The organism is Halospina sp. K52047b (genome assembly GCF_008709855.1).
Taxonomy (GTDB): domain Bacteria; phylum Pseudomonadota; class Gammaproteobacteria; order Pseudomonadales; family Oleiphilaceae; genus Halospina; species Halospina utahensis_B.
Genome location: NZ_CM018320.1, coordinates 1 through 16,366, shown reverse-complemented (window position 1 = coordinate 16,366; position 16,366 = coordinate 1). Strand labels below are relative to the sequence as shown.

Annotated in this window: 15 protein-coding genes and 1 pseudogene; 14 read left to right on the top strand and 2 right to left on the bottom strand. The window is 56.1% G+C overall.

From position 1 onward, the window contains the following. The first annotated feature begins 43 nt into the window (after positions 1-43). On the top strand, positions 44-598 hold the full coding sequence (locus tag F3089_RS00060) for a recombinase family protein (protein WP_151438854.1): 555 nt from the start codon (positions 44-46) through the stop codon (positions 596-598). A gap of 69 nt (positions 599-667) precedes the next feature. Next, positions 668-5,464 carry a DEAD/DEAH box helicase gene (locus F3089_RS00055; RefSeq protein WP_151438853.1) on the top strand — a complete coding sequence of 1,599 codons (4,797 nt, stop codon included), beginning with the start codon at positions 668-670 and terminating at the stop codon, positions 5,462-5,464. A gap of 317 nt (positions 5,465-5,781) precedes the next feature. Here F3089_RS00055 and F3089_RS00050 read toward each other — a convergent pair whose 3' ends face one another. Beyond that, a complete protein-coding gene (locus F3089_RS00050) occupies positions 5,782-6,147 on the bottom strand; it encodes a hypothetical protein (protein ID WP_151438852.1) in 366 nt (121 codons plus the stop codon). A 569-nt stretch (positions 6,148-6,716) separates the two neighbouring features. Next, entirely contained in the window at positions 6,717-7,268 is a 552-nt protein-coding gene (locus F3089_RS00045; protein WP_151438851.1) for a YjaZ family protein, read from the bottom strand. Positions 7,269-8,019: 751 nt separating this feature from the next. Here F3089_RS00045 and F3089_RS00040 point away from each other — a divergent pair. The 12 genes and pseudogenes from F3089_RS00040 to F3089_RS00005 all read left to right on the top strand — a co-directional run bounded on the left by F3089_RS00040 (position 8,020) and on the right by F3089_RS00005 (position 16,290). After that, positions 8,020-8,685, top strand: a complete 666-nt coding sequence (locus tag F3089_RS00040) for an AAA family ATPase (protein ID WP_192497224.1) — start codon at positions 8,020-8,022, stop codon at positions 8,683-8,685. Continuing rightward, complete coding sequence (locus F3089_RS00035; protein ID WP_151438849.1) at positions 8,682-9,002, top strand: hypothetical protein; 321 nt, start codon at positions 8,682-8,684, stop codon at positions 9,000-9,002. Before F3089_RS00040 ends, F3089_RS00035 begins: the two co-directional genes overlap by 4 nt. Before the next feature lie 65 nt (positions 9,003-9,067). After that, positions 9,068-9,928, top strand: coding sequence for a helicase RepA family protein (locus F3089_RS00030; protein ID WP_151438848.1), 861 nt, complete (start codon positions 9,068-9,070; stop codon positions 9,926-9,928). Then, complete coding sequence (locus F3089_RS00025) at positions 9,918-10,679, top strand: ABC transporter ATPase (RefSeq protein WP_151438847.1); 762 nt, start codon at positions 9,918-9,920, stop codon at positions 10,677-10,679. The genes F3089_RS00030 and F3089_RS00025 overlap by 11 nt, the downstream gene beginning before the upstream one ends. 598 nt (positions 10,680-11,277) lie before the next feature. Further along, positions 11,278-11,649, top strand: coding sequence for a plasmid mobilization protein (locus F3089_RS00020; protein WP_192497223.1), 372 nt, complete (start codon positions 11,278-11,280; stop codon positions 11,647-11,649). Then, positions 11,636-12,118, top strand: a pseudogene (locus F3089_RS16185) (relaxase/mobilization nuclease domain-containing protein); the annotation flags it as partial. The gene F3089_RS00020 and the pseudogene F3089_RS16185, both read left to right, overlap by 14 nt. Positions 12,119-12,398: 280 nt before the next feature. Then, positions 12,399-12,986, top strand: coding sequence for a hypothetical protein (locus F3089_RS15985; protein ID WP_225741621.1), 588 nt, complete (start codon positions 12,399-12,401; stop codon positions 12,984-12,986). Between the two features lie 9 nt (positions 12,987-12,995). Then, on the top strand, positions 12,996-13,211 hold the full coding sequence (locus F3089_RS15980; protein WP_225741620.1) for a hypothetical protein: 216 nt from the start codon (positions 12,996-12,998) through the stop codon (positions 13,209-13,211). Next, complete coding sequence (locus F3089_RS15975; protein WP_225741619.1) at positions 13,208-14,200, top strand: DUF3991 and TOPRIM domain-containing protein; 993 nt, start codon at positions 13,208-13,210, stop codon at positions 14,198-14,200. Before F3089_RS15980 ends, F3089_RS15975 begins: the two co-directional genes overlap by 4 nt. 173 nt (positions 14,201-14,373) lie before the next feature. Beyond that, positions 14,374-15,273 (top strand): DNA-binding protein, encoded by a 900-nt coding sequence (locus tag F3089_RS00010; protein WP_192497222.1) that lies wholly within the window; start codon positions 14,374-14,376, stop codon positions 15,271-15,273. A gap of 2 nt (positions 15,274-15,275) precedes the next feature. Further along, positions 15,276-15,458: a hypothetical protein gene (locus tag F3089_RS15810; RefSeq protein ID WP_192497221.1), complete on the top strand. Its 183-nt coding sequence runs from the start codon at positions 15,276-15,278 to the stop codon at positions 15,456-15,458. After that, entirely contained in the window at positions 15,448-16,290 is an 843-nt protein-coding gene (locus F3089_RS00005) for a 3'-5' exonuclease (protein WP_192497220.1), read from the top strand. Before F3089_RS15810 ends, F3089_RS00005 begins: the two co-directional genes overlap by 11 nt. The last annotated feature ends 76 nt before the right edge of the window (positions 16,291-16,366 follow it).

The window sequence follows — 16,366 nt, the reverse complement described above, 5'->3', positions numbered from 1 at the left end:
AACAATCGCGTAAAAAAATCTATGAACAGAAAAGGTACCTTTTATGCTCATCGGTTATGCGCGTGTCAGCACTCAGGACCAGACGGCGGAGTTCCAGGTAGACGCCCTGGAAAAAGCGGGCTGCGAGCAGGTCTTCCAGGAAAAAGTGACCGGCAAGTCCAAAGAGCGACCTGAGCTGTCGCAGTGCCTGCGTACTCTGAGGAAGGGCGATGTCCTGGTTGTCTGGAAGCTGGACCGGCTGGCTCGATCTCTTAAAGACCTGGTAGAGATTGTCCAGGATCTTAATGACCGGGAGATCGGCTTTAAGTCGCTGACAGAGGCGATTGATACTACAAGCTCCGGTGGTCGGCTGGTGTTTCACATATTTGGTGCCCTGGCCGAATTCGAGCACGACCTGATCCGGGAGCGGACCAAAGCAGGGTTAGAGGCAGCCAGGGCAAGAGGCAGAAAAGGGGGCCGAAAACCGGCAATGTCCGATGCCGACGCGAAGAAGGCGGCTGCTATGCTATCCGACCCGAAAATTACCAAAAGAGAAGTGGCTGAACATTTTAAGGTTTCCAGAACCACACTGAATGCGTCATTGGCACGGGTTTCGTGATCCAATCGAGATCCTGCTGACTGATAGCAGTGAGCCTGCTCAAAAACCATGGACTATAAGGACGGATCAATGGCTCGTATCGAGGATGTTCTCCAGCAGATGCGCGAGGACGGCGCTGACAACCGGATCCTGGGCAATCGTTTTGAGCGCCTGATCCGGAACTATCTGCTGACTGATCCCCAGTACGCCAACGAGCTCACGGATGTGTGGTTGTGGAGTGAGTGGCCACAGAACTGGGGTCAGGATGTGGGCATTGATCTGGTCGCCCGCACCCACACCGGGGATTACTGGGCCATCCAGTGTAAGTTTCACCTGCCGGATCACACCATCCAGAAGGGCGATATTGACTCGTTTTTCACAGCCTCCGGGCGCAGCTTTGAGGTCAACGGTGAGCGCCACACCTTCAGCCAGCGTGTCATTGTTTCAAGCACCAACCGATGGTCGTCCCTCGCTGAGTCGGCGCTGACCGATCAGAACCCTCCGGTCGAGCGGATCAGCCTGTCCACGCTTGATGCCAGTCCCATCGACTGGGGTCAGTTCAATCCCTTCGAGCCCGAGCGGATGGTCCGGCGTGAAGGGAAAACGCTTCGCCCTCACCAGCGAGAGGCCAAAGAAGCGACTGAGGCCCATTTCCAGAACCAGGACCGCGGCAAGCTGATCATGGCCTGCGGTACCGGCAAGACCTTCGCCGCACTGCGAATTATGGAGTCCGTTGTGGCGGCCGGCGGCCGGGTGCTGTTCCTCGCGCCGTCCATTTCACTGGTGTCCCAGACGCTGCGCGAGTGGGCCAGCGATGCTGAGATGCCTTTTAACGCTTTCGCCGTGTGCTCAGACTCCGGTGTCGGCCGGGACCAGGACGACATTCCGGTTCACGACCTGGCGTACCCGGCGACCACAGACCCGTTCAAACTCGCCGGCGCCATGAGCGCCCATGAGCAGGCCAAGCCTGAGCGCTCCAGTGTCGTGTTCTCCACCTATCACTCGATTGATGTGATCCGCGATGCACAGTCCCAGGGCATTGGCGTCTTCGATCTGGTGATCTGTGACGAGGCACACCGCACTACCGGCATCACGCTGGCCGAGGACAAGGACGACTCGAGCTTCGTTAAGGTCCACTCCAACGAGAATGTCGAGGCGGCTAAGCGCCTTTACATGACCGCCACCCCGCGGATCTTTGGCAACAAGTCCCGCGAAAGGGCCGAGGAAAACCAGGCGGTCCTTTACTCCATGGATGACCCGGAACGCTATGGGACCACCATCTATGAGCTCAACTTCGGCGAGGCGGTGCGCCGGGGGCTTCTGACCGATTACCGGGTGCTGCTGGTAGCGGTGGATGAGGACAAGATGCCGGAGCTTGCCAACACCTATCAGGCCAGCCTCGATGAAGGGGAGGACGCCAAGGCCATTGATACCCAGTTTGTCGCCAAGATCCTTGGCACCTGGAAGGGGCTGGCCAAGGAGGATGTGCGCTTGGTTGGCGAGGAAGGCGAGGATGATGTGCCTGATGTGGACCGCCACCCAATGAAACGCGCCGTGGCCTTCGCCAGTTCCATCAAAAATTCCAAGACACTGACCGAGGTGTTCCCAAAGCTGATCTCGCTGTACCACCGAGAGCACACCGGCCACACCAACCCGCTTGAGTGCGACCTTCAGCATGTGGACGGCAAGATGAACGCACTCGCGCGACAGAACGCCCTTGAGTGGCTGAACGAAGGCGACCCGGAAAGCGAACGGTGCCGGATTCTGTCCAACGCGCGCTGTCTGTCCGAGGGCATTGACGTTCCGGCGCTGGACTCGGTGATCTTCTTCGACACCCGCGACTCCACGGTTGATATTGTCCAGTCCGTGGGCCGGGTCATGCGCAAAGATGCGGTCAAAGCTCCGGACAAGGAGTACGGCTACATCATCCTGCCGGTATCCATGCCGGCTGGCGAACTGACCAACTACGACAGGTACATCGACCAGGACCCACAGTTCAAAGGCGTCTGGAAGGTCATCAAGGCGCTTCGGGCGCATGATGAGCGCCTTGTGGATGAGGCGGAGTTCCGGCGCAAGATCCGGGTTGTTGGGCGCAGTGGGGGCGGCGGCGACGCCGATGATGAAGGCGACGATACCCCGGATCAGTTTGAGTTCGGCTTCGAGAACCTTCCCATCGGGGACATTTCCGAGCACATCTACGCCGCCATCCCCCGCAAGCTCGGTGACCGCGACTACTGGCATGACTGGGCCCGGGATGTGGCCAATATCGCTCAGAACATCATCGCCCGCATCGAGGCCCTGCTGGAGAATCCCGATGCCCGGGAGGCGTTTGATGAATACTGGAAAGGGCTGCGCGAGAACCTGAACCCGGGGATTACCGAGCATGAGGCCATCGAAATGCTGGCCCAGCACCGGATTACCCAGCCGGTGTTCGACGCGCTGTTCCCCGATCGTTCATTCATCCAGGAAAACCCGGTCTCGCGCTCAATCCAGCGAGTTACCGAGACGCTGAACCAGTATCGGCTCGACAGTGAGACCAACAAACTGGAACGGTTCTACGAACAGATCCGCAACCGGGCGGCACTGGCGCAGAGTGAGAAATCCCGCCAGGACTTGATCAAGGGGCTCTATGAGAGCTTCTTCCGGTCGGCTTTTGAGGATATGGCTGGCCGTCTGGGCATTGTTTATACCCCGGTTGAGATCGTGGACTTCATCATCCAGTCCGCCAATGACGCCCTTCAGGATCATTTCAACTGCGGGCTTTCCGATGAAAACGTCCATATTCTGGATCCGTTCAGCGGCACCGGAACCTTCATCACCCGCCTGCTCCAGCATGAAAACCTGATCCGGGGTGAGGACCTGACCCGCAAGTACCAGCAGGAACTCCACGCCAACGAGATTGTCCTTCTCGCCTACTACGTGGCGGCAGTCAATATCGAGAGTGCGTTTCGCGGCCGTGTTCATACTGACGAAGAACAAGGCGGCGATTTCCCGGGTATCGTGCTGACCGACACCTTCCAGATGAGCGAAGGCCGGGACATGGTGGATCACCAGGTCCTGCCCGAAAACAATGCCCGCGTCGAACACCAGAACGAGCAACCCATCCAGGTCATCGTCGGCAACCCGCCCTACTCGGGGACCCAGGGTGGTACCAGTTATGACCGACTGGATCGCCGCATCGAAGAAACGTACGCATACCATTCTCGCTCACAGCTCAAAAACAGCCTGTACGACTCCTATATTCGGGCATTCCGCTGGGCGTCCGATCGCATTGGTGACAAAGGCGTAATTGCGTTTGTGTCAAACGGTGGCTGGATCGACGGCGATGCCACGGCAGGATTCCGTAAATGCGTTCAGGATGACTTCTCCGAAGTCTATGTTTTTCATTTGCGCGGCAATCAGCGTACTTCAGGAGAGCTTTCCCGCAGAGAAGGGGGGAAAGTGTTCGGGCAGGGATCACGGGCACCTGTCGCCATTACACTATTGATCAAAGATCCTGATCACACGGGGCCGGCAAAAATCCATTTCCATGACATTGGCGATTATCTGACTCGTGAGCAGAAGCTTGAACTCATCACTTCTTTTGGTGGCTACCAAGGCATCCCCTGGGACACCATCACGCCTAATGACTATTACGACTGGATCAATCAGCGGAATGATAAATTCTACGAGATGAAACCTCTTACAGCCGACAGAGGTGGAATTTTCACTTTCCGTTCACGCGGGGTAGCTACAAGCCGAGATTCTTGGGCTTATAATTCAAGTTCTGAGCGTTTGAAAGATAATGCTCTAACTCAGCTTGGGGTTTATCATTCGGAAATTGATCGCCTTTCCCCAAATCTCTCACCTCTACAAACGGCAACTGAGCGATTTAACTACATCAAGGAAAATGCACGAAAAGAACCTACTCAGGTTAAATGGGATCGGGAAATGTACCAATGCGCAGCAAGACAGAAGCGTGAACCTTTTGATAATAGTCGTATTGTTGTATCCCAATATCGTCCTTTTTTCCGTCAATGGTTCTATAACAGCAAGGTGTTGAGTAATAATCGATACCAAATGCCTTCGATTTTTCCAACACCGAACCATGGAAATCTTCTCATCCAAGTACCAGGAACTAGTGCTTCTAATCCATTCTCATGCTTGATCACAGATACAATACCTGATCTGAATGCTCTTCCAGGAGGCAGTCAATGTCTCCCACTGAACTACTATGAAAAACCTGATCAAAGCAAACAGGACCTATTCGATAATCCATCGGATGAATACGTCCGTCGCGATGCCATCACGGATGCGGCCCTGCACGAAATCCGTGCTCATTATGGGGATGACACCATCAACAAAGAGGCCATCTTCTACTACACCTATGGCCTACTTCACTCACCGGAATACCGTGAAAAGTTCGGGGTTGAGCTCAAAAAAGAGCTGCCGCGCATCCCCTATGCACCGGCTTTCTGGGCCTTCAGCCAGGCGGGCCGGGACTTGGCGTACTGGCACCTGAACTACGAAACGGTCGAGCCCTATCCGCTGGATGAGCACAGCAACGCGCTGGCCATTGAGCCAGAGCAACTCTACAAGGTTCACAAGATGCGCTTTGCCGGCCAGGCTCGGAGTCCGGATAAATCCACGGTCGTCGTCAACAACCACGTCACGCTGTCCGGCATTCCCGATGAGGCGCACCAGTACATCGTTAATGGCAAGTCGGCCCTGGAGTGGGTGATGGAGCGCTATCAGTGGAGCAAGGACAAGACCACGGGGATCGTGAACGATCCGAACGAGTGGTCGGATGACCCGCGTTATATCGTGGATCTGGTCAAACGAGTGGTGCGGGTGAGCGTGGAGACGGTGCGGCTGACCAACAACTTGCCGGCACTGGAAAGCTCATAGTCTCATTATTGGTATTGATGGAAACTTAATAATTATTTCCTGAATTCAGGAATATCGACATTGCTGAAGTAAGGTGACGGATTTCTATATGAGGTAAAAGTATGGACAACCTTCAAAAAGCGGTAGTATTTGGGACTTTAGCGATAGCGATCGCAATTCTCTTCAGTGGAGGAATTTATAAATTCGATAAGGTCAATGCTCAAGTGACACATAGATATAACAAATTCACAGGTTCCGCATATTTGTGCATAGATGGACGAGGGTGCAAAAGCATAAGCTCTGAGGAAAAGTAGGCACGTTTAACCCCCTCCACACGTTCAGCAACGGCGTTTATTTACAGGGCTATCCCCTGCATCTGGGGATAATGCCTCCCAATCTTCCGCGTCTGAGGCTGGTTCCATCGGATCTACATAACGGAGCACAGTGCCTTTCAAGGTGTGCTGCGGGTCCGTCTCGCACGGCATCAGCGTTGCCGCTTCGTCGGCATGGGCGGTGTAGCCAGTCAGCCCGGTCAGCAAATCGGCTTCCCTAAACGGGAGCACTAAACGCCGCCCGTTGGCCAGCATCCGGGGTTCGCGGCCAACGGCTGGCGCATCCTCCCAGTCAACCAGTTCATCCGGCATGGGTGCGTGCGGGTCACACTCTGCCAGTAGGTCATCAAGTTTTTTTCGCTTGCGCGTCATCGAATCAATCCCCGATCAATTGGCGCCCACCCTGAAACTTAACATAGGCGTCAGGCGTGGTATTCGCCGGTTCTCTGAGAAGCGACTTCTCAGGCGCGTGTCCGACCTCGATTGACGCCTTGGGCCGCTAAAATGCCTATTGATCACCAAAAATGGTCTTGAGTTTTGATGATGCCGGTTCTGCGGCACTGGTGTTTCAACCTTTATAAGACTCGCCAGCCAATGCCCGACACCTCGCCAATTCAATCGCGCAAATGAAGCACGCGCAAAAGGGGCCGGTATCGGATTCCGACCTGGCCGCAATGAAGAATGTTGGCCGCGATTAGCGGAATTTGGCCTGCCAATATCGCATGCTACCGGTGCCATTGAAGATATCAATTAGCCGAATGCGCATAATGCGCATATAGTTGAATTGTGATTATGACAGCCGGTGTCCTAAACATCCCTGTTTAGGTAGTGATCATGGCGCCAGCATACGCTGGTCTCCACCAGGGGTGGAGATAACCAAGACGCCCGGCAGTGAGCTTACATAGAGAGCCCCGCAACGCGGGGCTTTTCTACTTGCAGCCCTACTGTTTGCCTTCCTTGCGATTGAGAAACCGCGCCAAGAGCTTTTTGAACGGGATGGGTGGATGTCGTCGCACGCCCTGGGGCTGGTTTGGCCGCCAGTGGATGGATCGGATCGTCAGCTGCACAGGAATGGACTTATTGCGCCGGTAATCGAGGCGAAAGCACAGGTACCACCCTTCCGGGCTCTGAGGTGCCGGAGCCCCTTCGTGGCGATAGAATACCTCCAGCGCATCGCCCTCCCAGCACCGCTTGTCAGCCAGGCTATTGATGATGGTCGGAAGGCCCTGGCCGAACTGCCACCGGTCCGGGCAGAAAACCCGCTCTTCAACCGTGCCGCTGCGATGGCGCTGTGTATCCATAATGGCCTCGGAGGGCTCATCCTTACGCTTCCGGGTGTAGCAGTGGTTCGACACGCGCACGAACACATCCACGGGCTGCGGCTCGCTGGCCTTGTCACGCTTGATCCAGAAGCACGTTTCGAAGTGATCGAACGCCTCCAGCGAATACCGCAGCCCGGTTACTGGGTCATCCCAGTACACTCCCGTGCTCATCCCTTTCCTCTCGAATGCCTCGCATGAGCGGCGCAATGTAGCACGGTCCGCTAAAAGCCGGCCAAGAGTGCCTGGCTCTTTTATCGCTAGGGCCTCCACCGGATGTAGCACTGACTTTCATCTACATGGTCGTGGTTTGAGGGCGCCCCAAACCCCGTTATCCGGCGCTGTCGCGCCGATCCGGGGCCGCTTTTGGGCGGATTTCCGTTGTGGCGTTTAACCGGCCTGCACGGCATTTGATTTTCGTACCGTTTTTGACGTTCGTACCGTTTTTGATTTTCGTACCGTTTTTCAGGGTTGCAGCCGACTTTAAATGCCACAGCCACACTGCCTTTCATCTACGAAATCGTGGCTTGAATGTGCCCCAGATACCGTGATTGGGCGTTCTGGCGGCAGTCAGCGCGGCGTTTTTACGGGTTTTCGTTTTGGTATTTGGCCGGATTGGATGGTTTCCCGTTGTGGCGTTTGAGCGTCTTGGAGGATTCGGCTAGGCGGGAAACGGTATGGAAGTGCAGTATATTCGCGAAAATCAAAATGCTGGCCTGCACATCCAGTGTTCACTGGCAGCAGGGCAGGGCGTTAGCCCTGGCCTGCTTATGTCAATGATAATTTACTTAACGCTATAAAGTAATATATCAATAAAGCTTTACCCAAAAACCTAAAAACCGCAAAACCTCATTACCTCATGCGGTCTTACGGTTTGCAGTTCATTGCCTCATGCGGTAATGTATTAAAAAAGCCGGAGAACCTTATGATTGTGACCGTATGCAGCGAAAAAGGCGGCGTCGGAAAATCCACGTTGTCAGCACATGCCGCTGTGCGACTGGCTATGACCGGGAAGCCGACCTTACTGATTGACGCCGACCCCCAAGGGACCAGCTACTACTGGTCTGTTCAGCGCCGACAGCACAGGCCGGATGCCGACCAGGTTGATTGCGAGCACCTGGCAGGAAACCTGATCGAAACTGTGCGCCAGCACATACGCTACTATCGGCACATTGTCATCGATTGCGGCGGTGCTGATTCGACCGCGCTTCGTTCGTCCCTATTGATCGCTGACCGGGCTATTATCCCAACTCAGGTCTCCAGGCGCGATCTGATGGCTGTCAGCCATATCGGGTCACTGATCAGCGAAGCCAACGAATCGCGCACAACCCCCATAACTGCCCGAGTTGTCTTCAATCGAACCAACCCGTTGCCGACATTCTGGACACGCATCGACGAAGCAAGAGAAGCGATCGAAGCCAAGGGCATCGAGGTCACTGATGCGGTAATCCGTCAGCGGGTTGCTTACGACGATTCCGAACAATACGGCGGGACCGTCTATGAACACAACGATGAGAAGGCAAAATCGGAGATCGAATCCGTGTTGAAGATACTGCTTAGGAAAAATCCCTCACAGGAGCCTGCAAAATGAGCGACCGATTCAATGACCTAACAAACGGGAGTCGCAGCGGATCTCGATTAGGGGATGCCCTGGACGTACCCGAAAGCGCCGAAAAGTTTGTTCGAGGGGCGGAGAAACGAGCTAACCAGAACAAACGGAGCGCGACAGAAAACAGTGTATCTACATCGTTCCGCCTCGATCCAGGGACCCACAAGCGCCTTAAAATGGCTGCTGTCATGCACGAAACCAGTCAATCACACCTTCTCGATCAAGCGATTAACGAGTACCTAGATAAACTGGAAAGCAATTCGCGTGTTGTCGATACGGACGACGAAGACGGGATTTAAAGCGAAGCAGCCGGGGAGGCCGCCCCGACCGCTTCAACCACTCTGACCTGAATAGGAGGTCATATATGGCTATCGACATTTTAGCAGCCTTTGAGAATGAGCCGGAACCGCTCGATTACGTTTTGCCTGGAATGGCGGCAGGAACCGTGGGCGCTATTGTTTCCCCTGGTGGGGCTGGCAAATCCATGGCCGCCCTTCAGATCGGGGCGACCCTGGCGGGCGGTCCCGATCTGCTGGAGCTGGGCGAGGTCAAAACTGGCCGCGTTATCTATCTTCCTGCGGAAGATCCCGAGCACGCCATAACGCACCGAATCCACCATTTAGGCAAGCACATCAAGCCAGAGCAGCGGCCAGCTGTAGCGGAAAACCTGGTGATCGAGCCGCTGATTGGACGCCAGCCAAACATCCTGACGGATCGCTGGACAAACTGCTTGATTCGTGGCGCGACTGGCGCACGGTTGATGATTCTCGACACTCTGCGCCGATTCCACTTGGGTGACGAGAACGACAGCGGAGCAATGGCAGAGGTTATTGGGCGAATGGAATACATCGCCGAGAAATCCGGCTGCGCGATTGTCTTTTTGCACCACGCCAGCAAATCCGCCGCGCTTTCCGGCCAGGGCGACCAGCAGCAGGCAAGCCGCGGATCGTCAGTGTTGGTCGATAACATCCGTTGGCAAGCATTTTTAGCGGGCATGAGCCAGAAGGAAGCCGAGGAATGGGGCGTTGAAGAAGAATTTATCCGAAGCCATGTAAGGTTCGGGATCAGCAAAGTGAATTATGGCCCACCGTTGGAAGATCGCTTTTTAAGGCGCACTGAGGGCGGTGTCCTGGCACCGACAGCCCTGGAGAAGAAAGAGAAGCAACCCAAGAAACGGAAAGCCGCATCTAATAAACCGGCTAAGGATAGCCGCGATGACTGGTGAATCAGGCAACAAAGTAACCCCAACAAGCACCGTCTTACAGGCTCGCGTTGTTCTCTTTCAGCCAAGCCAGCGCCCAAGGGACCGGCGAGGCAGTTGGGTGCAGACGCAATATGGCCGATGCCGAGTCACCGGCAGGCTTGGGCAGCGCCATGCCGACGTTCTGGAAGCGATGCTGTACGTCGCAGAACGCCGCCGCGATACCGATGATGGTGGCGTTGAACTGTTAGTTGATCCTGCTGCTTTGCGCCGAATGCTCAGTGATCATCAATACAGCTACAGCGGCATTCAGGACTTAACCGCCGAGCTTAGAGCCGCCAGCATCGAGATAGTTACGCCCGAAATGGAAGCCAGCGGTGATCGCATCATCGGGGGGCTTATCGACCATGCTGTACCGTCTCCGAGAACCCGACGCGATCCGCTTACCGGGGGCGAGCGGAACTTGTGGCGCGTTCGCCTCGGTGTTGCGCTTGTGACGTTGCTCGATCACGACTTAAACCTCTATTACCAGCCTGCACCGATTGCTCGCTTGCGTCACGGCATCAGCCAAGCCGTTGCGAGGCACATCCTGACTCACAAAAACCAGCCCAACGGAGGCTGGCATATCGACACTTTGATACTCGCGGTCTCTGGTGAAAGCGCCAACAAAAAGGCTATACACAATGGACGCTACCGGCTGAGGCAAGACGCCGACTTGCTCGATGAGATAGGCATCGATATAACCTCAACCAAAAACCGTGTAAAGCTAAAGTGACCAGGATAAGCACCAAATTACTCACAGCCGCCCGGTAAAATACTCACAGCCGCCCGATTGCTCCCCAGGTAATGCCGGTGACCGCCTGGCGGACTCGCGGTGGCTTCTTGCTCAGTTACTCACAGCCGCCCGAAACCTACTCACAGCCGCCCGAAACCTACTCACAGCCGCCCGGTGGTTACTCACAGCCGCCCGAATCCGGCAGGATATACAGGATATTCAGGATATCCAGGGCGGCGGATAGCCCGCCCTTTTTGGGGCGGACTACCACCGCCAGAAAACACCCCAGTGACCACCATCAAGCACTAACCGAAAACCCAGCGACCACCTTCTTTTCCTACTGCCCTGACCAGCTCCGCTGGTCAACGAGCCCCCATACCTAGAAACAGCCTAAATCGTGCTATACTGAAGTTAAAGAGAGAAAGCCAGCCTACCCGGTAGCTACGCTGCCGGGGGCTGGTGGGGGGCTTCGCCCCCTGCAACCCCCACCCCGCAAGCGGGGCCCCAGGGCAGGCCTAAGCCTGCTGACCTCCCGCCAGGGCGGGAGGTCGTGGGACCGCTGGCGCGGTCTGGGCAGTAGGAAAAAGGAGTGGTCGTTTTGGTTCGAAACAAGTGGGTGCATGTGAAGGTTTCGGATGATGAGCACGCTCAGTGGCGACAGCTTGCCGAGGCGCATGGCGTTAGCGTTGCTGATCTCATCCGGCGTTCCGTTGGTGGCTTCCAGCTCACGCGGCGAACGCCGCCAGTTCGACGGAAGCCGTCGAAGCGGGTCGATCCTGACTTGATCAGGGAGCTTGGCCGGATCGGCAACAACCTTAACCAGATTGGCCGATGGGCGAACACATACAAGTCGGACGCCGAGGCGGACCAGGTGCTGGCCGCGTTGATCGCGCTGGAGCGCGACCTTGCTGAGATTCGGGCCGAGCATTCACCGGCCCGACTTCAGCCGGAGGCCGATGATGCTGATTAAGTTCTTTGGTCGAGGTCGCGGAGGTGGCCGTGGACCCACGGAATATCTGACCGGGGATGAGGTCCGTGCGACTGATGATCAAGGGAATTACCTGAAGGACGAAAACGACAACCAGGTTTGGCGGGAGCGAGTTCCGCCGCCCGAAGTGCTGCGCGGAAACCCGGACACAACTAGGACGCTGATCGATCACTGTCAGCACAAATACCGCTACACCAGCGGGGTGATTGCGTTCGCGCCTGAAGATGCTCCAACTGAAGAACAGCAGCAACAGGTGATGGACGAGTTCGAGGCCCTGGCCTTCGCGGGCCTCGATGCCGACCAGTACGACATTTTATGGGTAAGGCACGCCCACGAAGGAAATATAGAACTTCACATGGTCGTGCCACGGCAGGAGCTAACGACTGGCAAGGCTCTAAACATTGCTCCGCCTGGTCATGCTAAGTACTACGACCATTTGAGAGACGCCCTGAACTATGAAAACGGATGGGCCAGGCCGGACGATCCGGCACGCGCCCAGGTTCAGAGCCGCGAACGCACATATGGAAAACCGCACCTGGAAGATCGAGCTACGGCGAAAGAGACGATCACTGAATGGCTTACTGAGCGGATCGCAGATGGCGAAATAAGTGATCGAGAGGGTATCCGCTCAAAACTGGAAGAAATCGGGGAAATCACTAGGGAAGGGAAAGAATATATTTCGGTGAAGCCGGAAGGGTTTGAAAAAGCATTGAGGTTGAAGGGGGGCATCTATGGCGAAGGATTCGATGCAGCAGCTATCGCAGCAGATCGAGCAGAAGAAAGAGAAGGACCGGGATCAGATCGAACAACACACGTTGAGCGAGCTGAAGCGGCACGCGAAAGCCTTGCGGGATGGATTGAACAACGAACTGAATACCACAAAAGCCGGTATCAGCGAGCATCTGACGGAGATCATCGGCCTGGTCGAGAACTTGGAGTCGAGCACGAAGAAAGCCAGAGACTCGACAAAGAAAAGGATTCAAGCCGACCTGAAAGAGATTGGGAGCGCATCAACCAAGAACCGGAACGCAGCGCTGAACAGTCTGAAATGGGGTTGGCTGAAATACAGCCTGCCCGCTTTCATGATCTTCGTAGCTATCTTGGCGGGACTCTCGGGCTGGATGCAGTACAAGTCGAGCCAGTTGATCAGCTTGGATCAGAAGATCAGCCAGGCGCAGCAGACGCTGAACGATCTTCCGGTGGGAGTGGCGTTCAAACAAGACCAATCGGGAAACGGTTATCTGATTTTCGGTCCCGACAAACCGAACCTCTATCGTACCGAGTCAGGCGATTGGTTAGTGAAGCTAAAGAAGCAGTGAGGGCTGGTTATGACAGAGTTAGAGACAAAGTTAATCAATATGCTGAGGGATTCCGAAGCCGTGTCGAAGCAGCGCGAAGAACGCTTATTGCAGCGGATCGAGGACTTGCAGCAGCAGGTCACGGACTCAGCGAAGCAAATGCAGCAGCTAGCGCAGTCGCAGAACAAGCTGATCGAACAGTACAACAAAGTGCACGATCTTTTAGCCGAGGAATTGAAGCAGTGAGAGAGAATCGAGCGAATGAACTGAATGACTTCAAGCGCGAGATCAACTTGGCTGAATACGCGGCCGCCCAGGGCTACCAGCTCGACCGGCGCGAGAGCAGCCGGAACAGCGCGGTAATGCGCCGGGAGTCCGACGACGACAAAATCATCATCGCCACTGACACAGACGGCCACGGCATCTATTTCAGTGTTCGGGACGACCAGGACAACGGCAGCATCATCGACTTTGTGCAGCGCCGGCAGGGGTTGAACCTCGGCCAGACCCGCAAGGAGTTGCGGCCCTGGTGCGGAGATTCTTCTTCCTACCGCCCGTTGCCCATTCCCGAACGAATTCGAAAGCCGGAACCCAGCAACGCGAACCGGCAGGCAGCAATGGGTTCGTTTGCCCAAATGCAGTCGCAGCCCAAGGGCGGGCACCCGCGATTGCAAGAACGAGGGATCAGCAGCGAGACGCTGACGGATCGCCGGTTTGCACAGGTGATTCGTCAGGACAGCCGGGGCAATGCGGTATTCCCGCATTACGATGAAGCCGGGTTAAGTGGCTACGAATTGAAAAACCGCGACTTTACCGGGTTCAGCCGTGGCGGCGAGAAGCGGCTTTGGGTCACTTCCAATATTGAGCACGCGCCAAGGATCGTCGTCACCGAAAGCGCCATTGATGCCTTGAGCCATGCTGAAATCACCGGGGACACCGAGGCTGCTTATATCAGTATTGGGGGCCAACCGTCGCCCGAGCAGTGGGAGGCTTTGGCGGCGAAGCTGACCGAGGCCCAGGAGCGGGGCGCTTCCGTAGTGATTGGCACCGACGCCGATGAACCAGGCGACAAGCTCGCAGCACGGATCGAGGAACTGACCCCCGGAGCGAAGCGTGATGAACCAGAGCAAGGCAAAGACTGGAACCAGCAGCTTACCGATGCCCTGGATGCCGGGAAGGAGCCAGGCTGGAAGCGGCATCCTGGTTACGACCCCAATAACCCAAGCCTGAAATGATTTTGACGCCGGTAATCCAATTTATAAGTGTTTTGACGTTCTCGGAATAAAAATCCCTTCCCCTCCGAACCGGCCCAGGCCGGTTTTTTAATGTCTGTATCATATTTCGTATTGCATATTGTATCGTATATTGTATAATATGAAATACATAATACGATATGGAGCAATACACTATGGCTCGAAGTGGAATCACTTACGATCAAGTCGCCGCCGCCGCTGACGCGATCACGGGCGACGGAGAGCGCCCTACGATCCAGCGCATACGCGAGCGTATGGGAACCGGGTCGCCTAACACGATCCACCGGCACCTGGCCGCCTGGCGGCAGGCGCAGGCCCCGGCAGAGCGCCCGGCCCCGCGCCTGAGCGATGACCTCGCCGCCGCGATTGGCCGCGAGATTGAGCAGCACGCCGCCAAAGCTCGCGCAGACGCCGAGGCGGCAGCTCAGGAAGCGCGAGAGGAAGCCGGTTCACTGGCCGAGGCCGGGGAAACCTTGGAGCAAGAGCGGGACGATGCAATCGAGCGTGCCGAGCAGTCTGAGGCTGAACGGGATCAGATCGCAGGGGAACGTGACCAGCTCCAGCATGACCTTGAGCGCGTAACGAAGGAGCGCGACGAGGCGCGGGAGCTTGCGGAAAATCGAAGCCAGGAACTGGCCGAAGCCAGGAACCGCGTCATCACGTTGCAAGAGCAGCGGGACGAGGAAAAAGAGGCCAAAAAGGAGGCCGAGGAACGCGCCAGAACGGCTGAAAAGCAGGCCCAGGAATCCGATCAGCAGAGGGTCCGAGCCGAGGAAAAGGCCAGCGCGAAAGCCGAATCTCTGGATGCGGCCAACAAGGAAATCGAGCGACTGCGACAGCAGCTTGAAGCCGCCCAGGCTGACGCCAGTGAGCAGCGCCAGGCGCGGAGCGAAGCCGATCAGAAGGCAGCAGTCGCCAAGCAACAGGCCGACGATGCCGCCGCCGCGCGAGACAGCGAGCGCCAGCAGCGGGAGGCCGCAGAGAAAAAGGCTGAGCAGGCAGAGGCGCGGGCCTGGAATCTCGCCACCAAAGAGGAAAGCAGCAAGGAGGATTAGCCATGAAGGTCCGGCTAATGGGGTCGCCCGATGTTGTGCGCGAGTGGGCGCAACGCCTTGAAGAACAGCTTGGTGTCACTGGCCGCGAGTACCCGATGCGTGGCGGTGGTGGCATCCGGTGGTATGCCGATGTTGATGACCGGGTTGCGGAGAAAGCAGCGAAAGAGGAGGCCGATGATGAGTGATAACGCATTGGAAGAAGCGCGAGCCGAGGCAATCGAGCAAGACCGGGCTTATTCCAGGGCACGGCTAAAGCGTGAGCTTCGCATGAAGCCTGCGCCTAACGCGGAGCCAATCTCTCATGTGAGAAATGCCTTCAAAACTCTGTGCTCAATCTACCGGGTGGCTGACTGCGTTCCCATGAAAGCAGCCTCACAGAAACAATCGGAACCGAGCGCCAAACAGATTGAGAACCGGCGGCGATTCGCGCAAAAAGCTTACCTGACGTCGCGATCAGGCAAAGCCGGTACGCGCGTGAGTGAATGGATGGAAGCGGACCCGGTTTTCCTCGATACCGAAACGACCGGCCTCGATCACCATGACGAGATCGTTGAGATCGCCATTACGGATGCTTCCGGATCAGTGCTTTTCGAGAGCTACTGCCGACCGACTGTTCCAGTGAGTGAAGGTGCATTCGATGTGCATGGCATTGGAGCTGAAGTTTTGGAGCAAGCCCCTTCCTGGTTGGAGATTTCTGACCAGGTGAAAGCTGTTCTTCAAGACAAGCTAGTAGTTATTTTCAATGCCGGGTTCGACGTACCGATCATCCGGCAAACTCAGAGGGCGAACGGTGACGATGATGAATTCCCAATCCATAGCCGCTGTGCGATGTACGCTGCCGCTGATTTTTTGGGGCCGACAAACAAATACGGGACGATCAGCCTGGTAAATGCCGCTGCCGCCGCCGGGGTTGAGTTCCAGGGGAAGGCTCACAGCGCGGCTGGAGACGCAGCGACCACCGCTGGGTTGATTGCTAAAATTGCCATGGTCCACGAAGAGAAACTGACGAAACTCTGATCGCAAGCAAACGGTCGTTTTCTGGACGCCTTCCCAGCTGACGCCAAAGACTCGATTTCAGTCTTGATAAACGTCC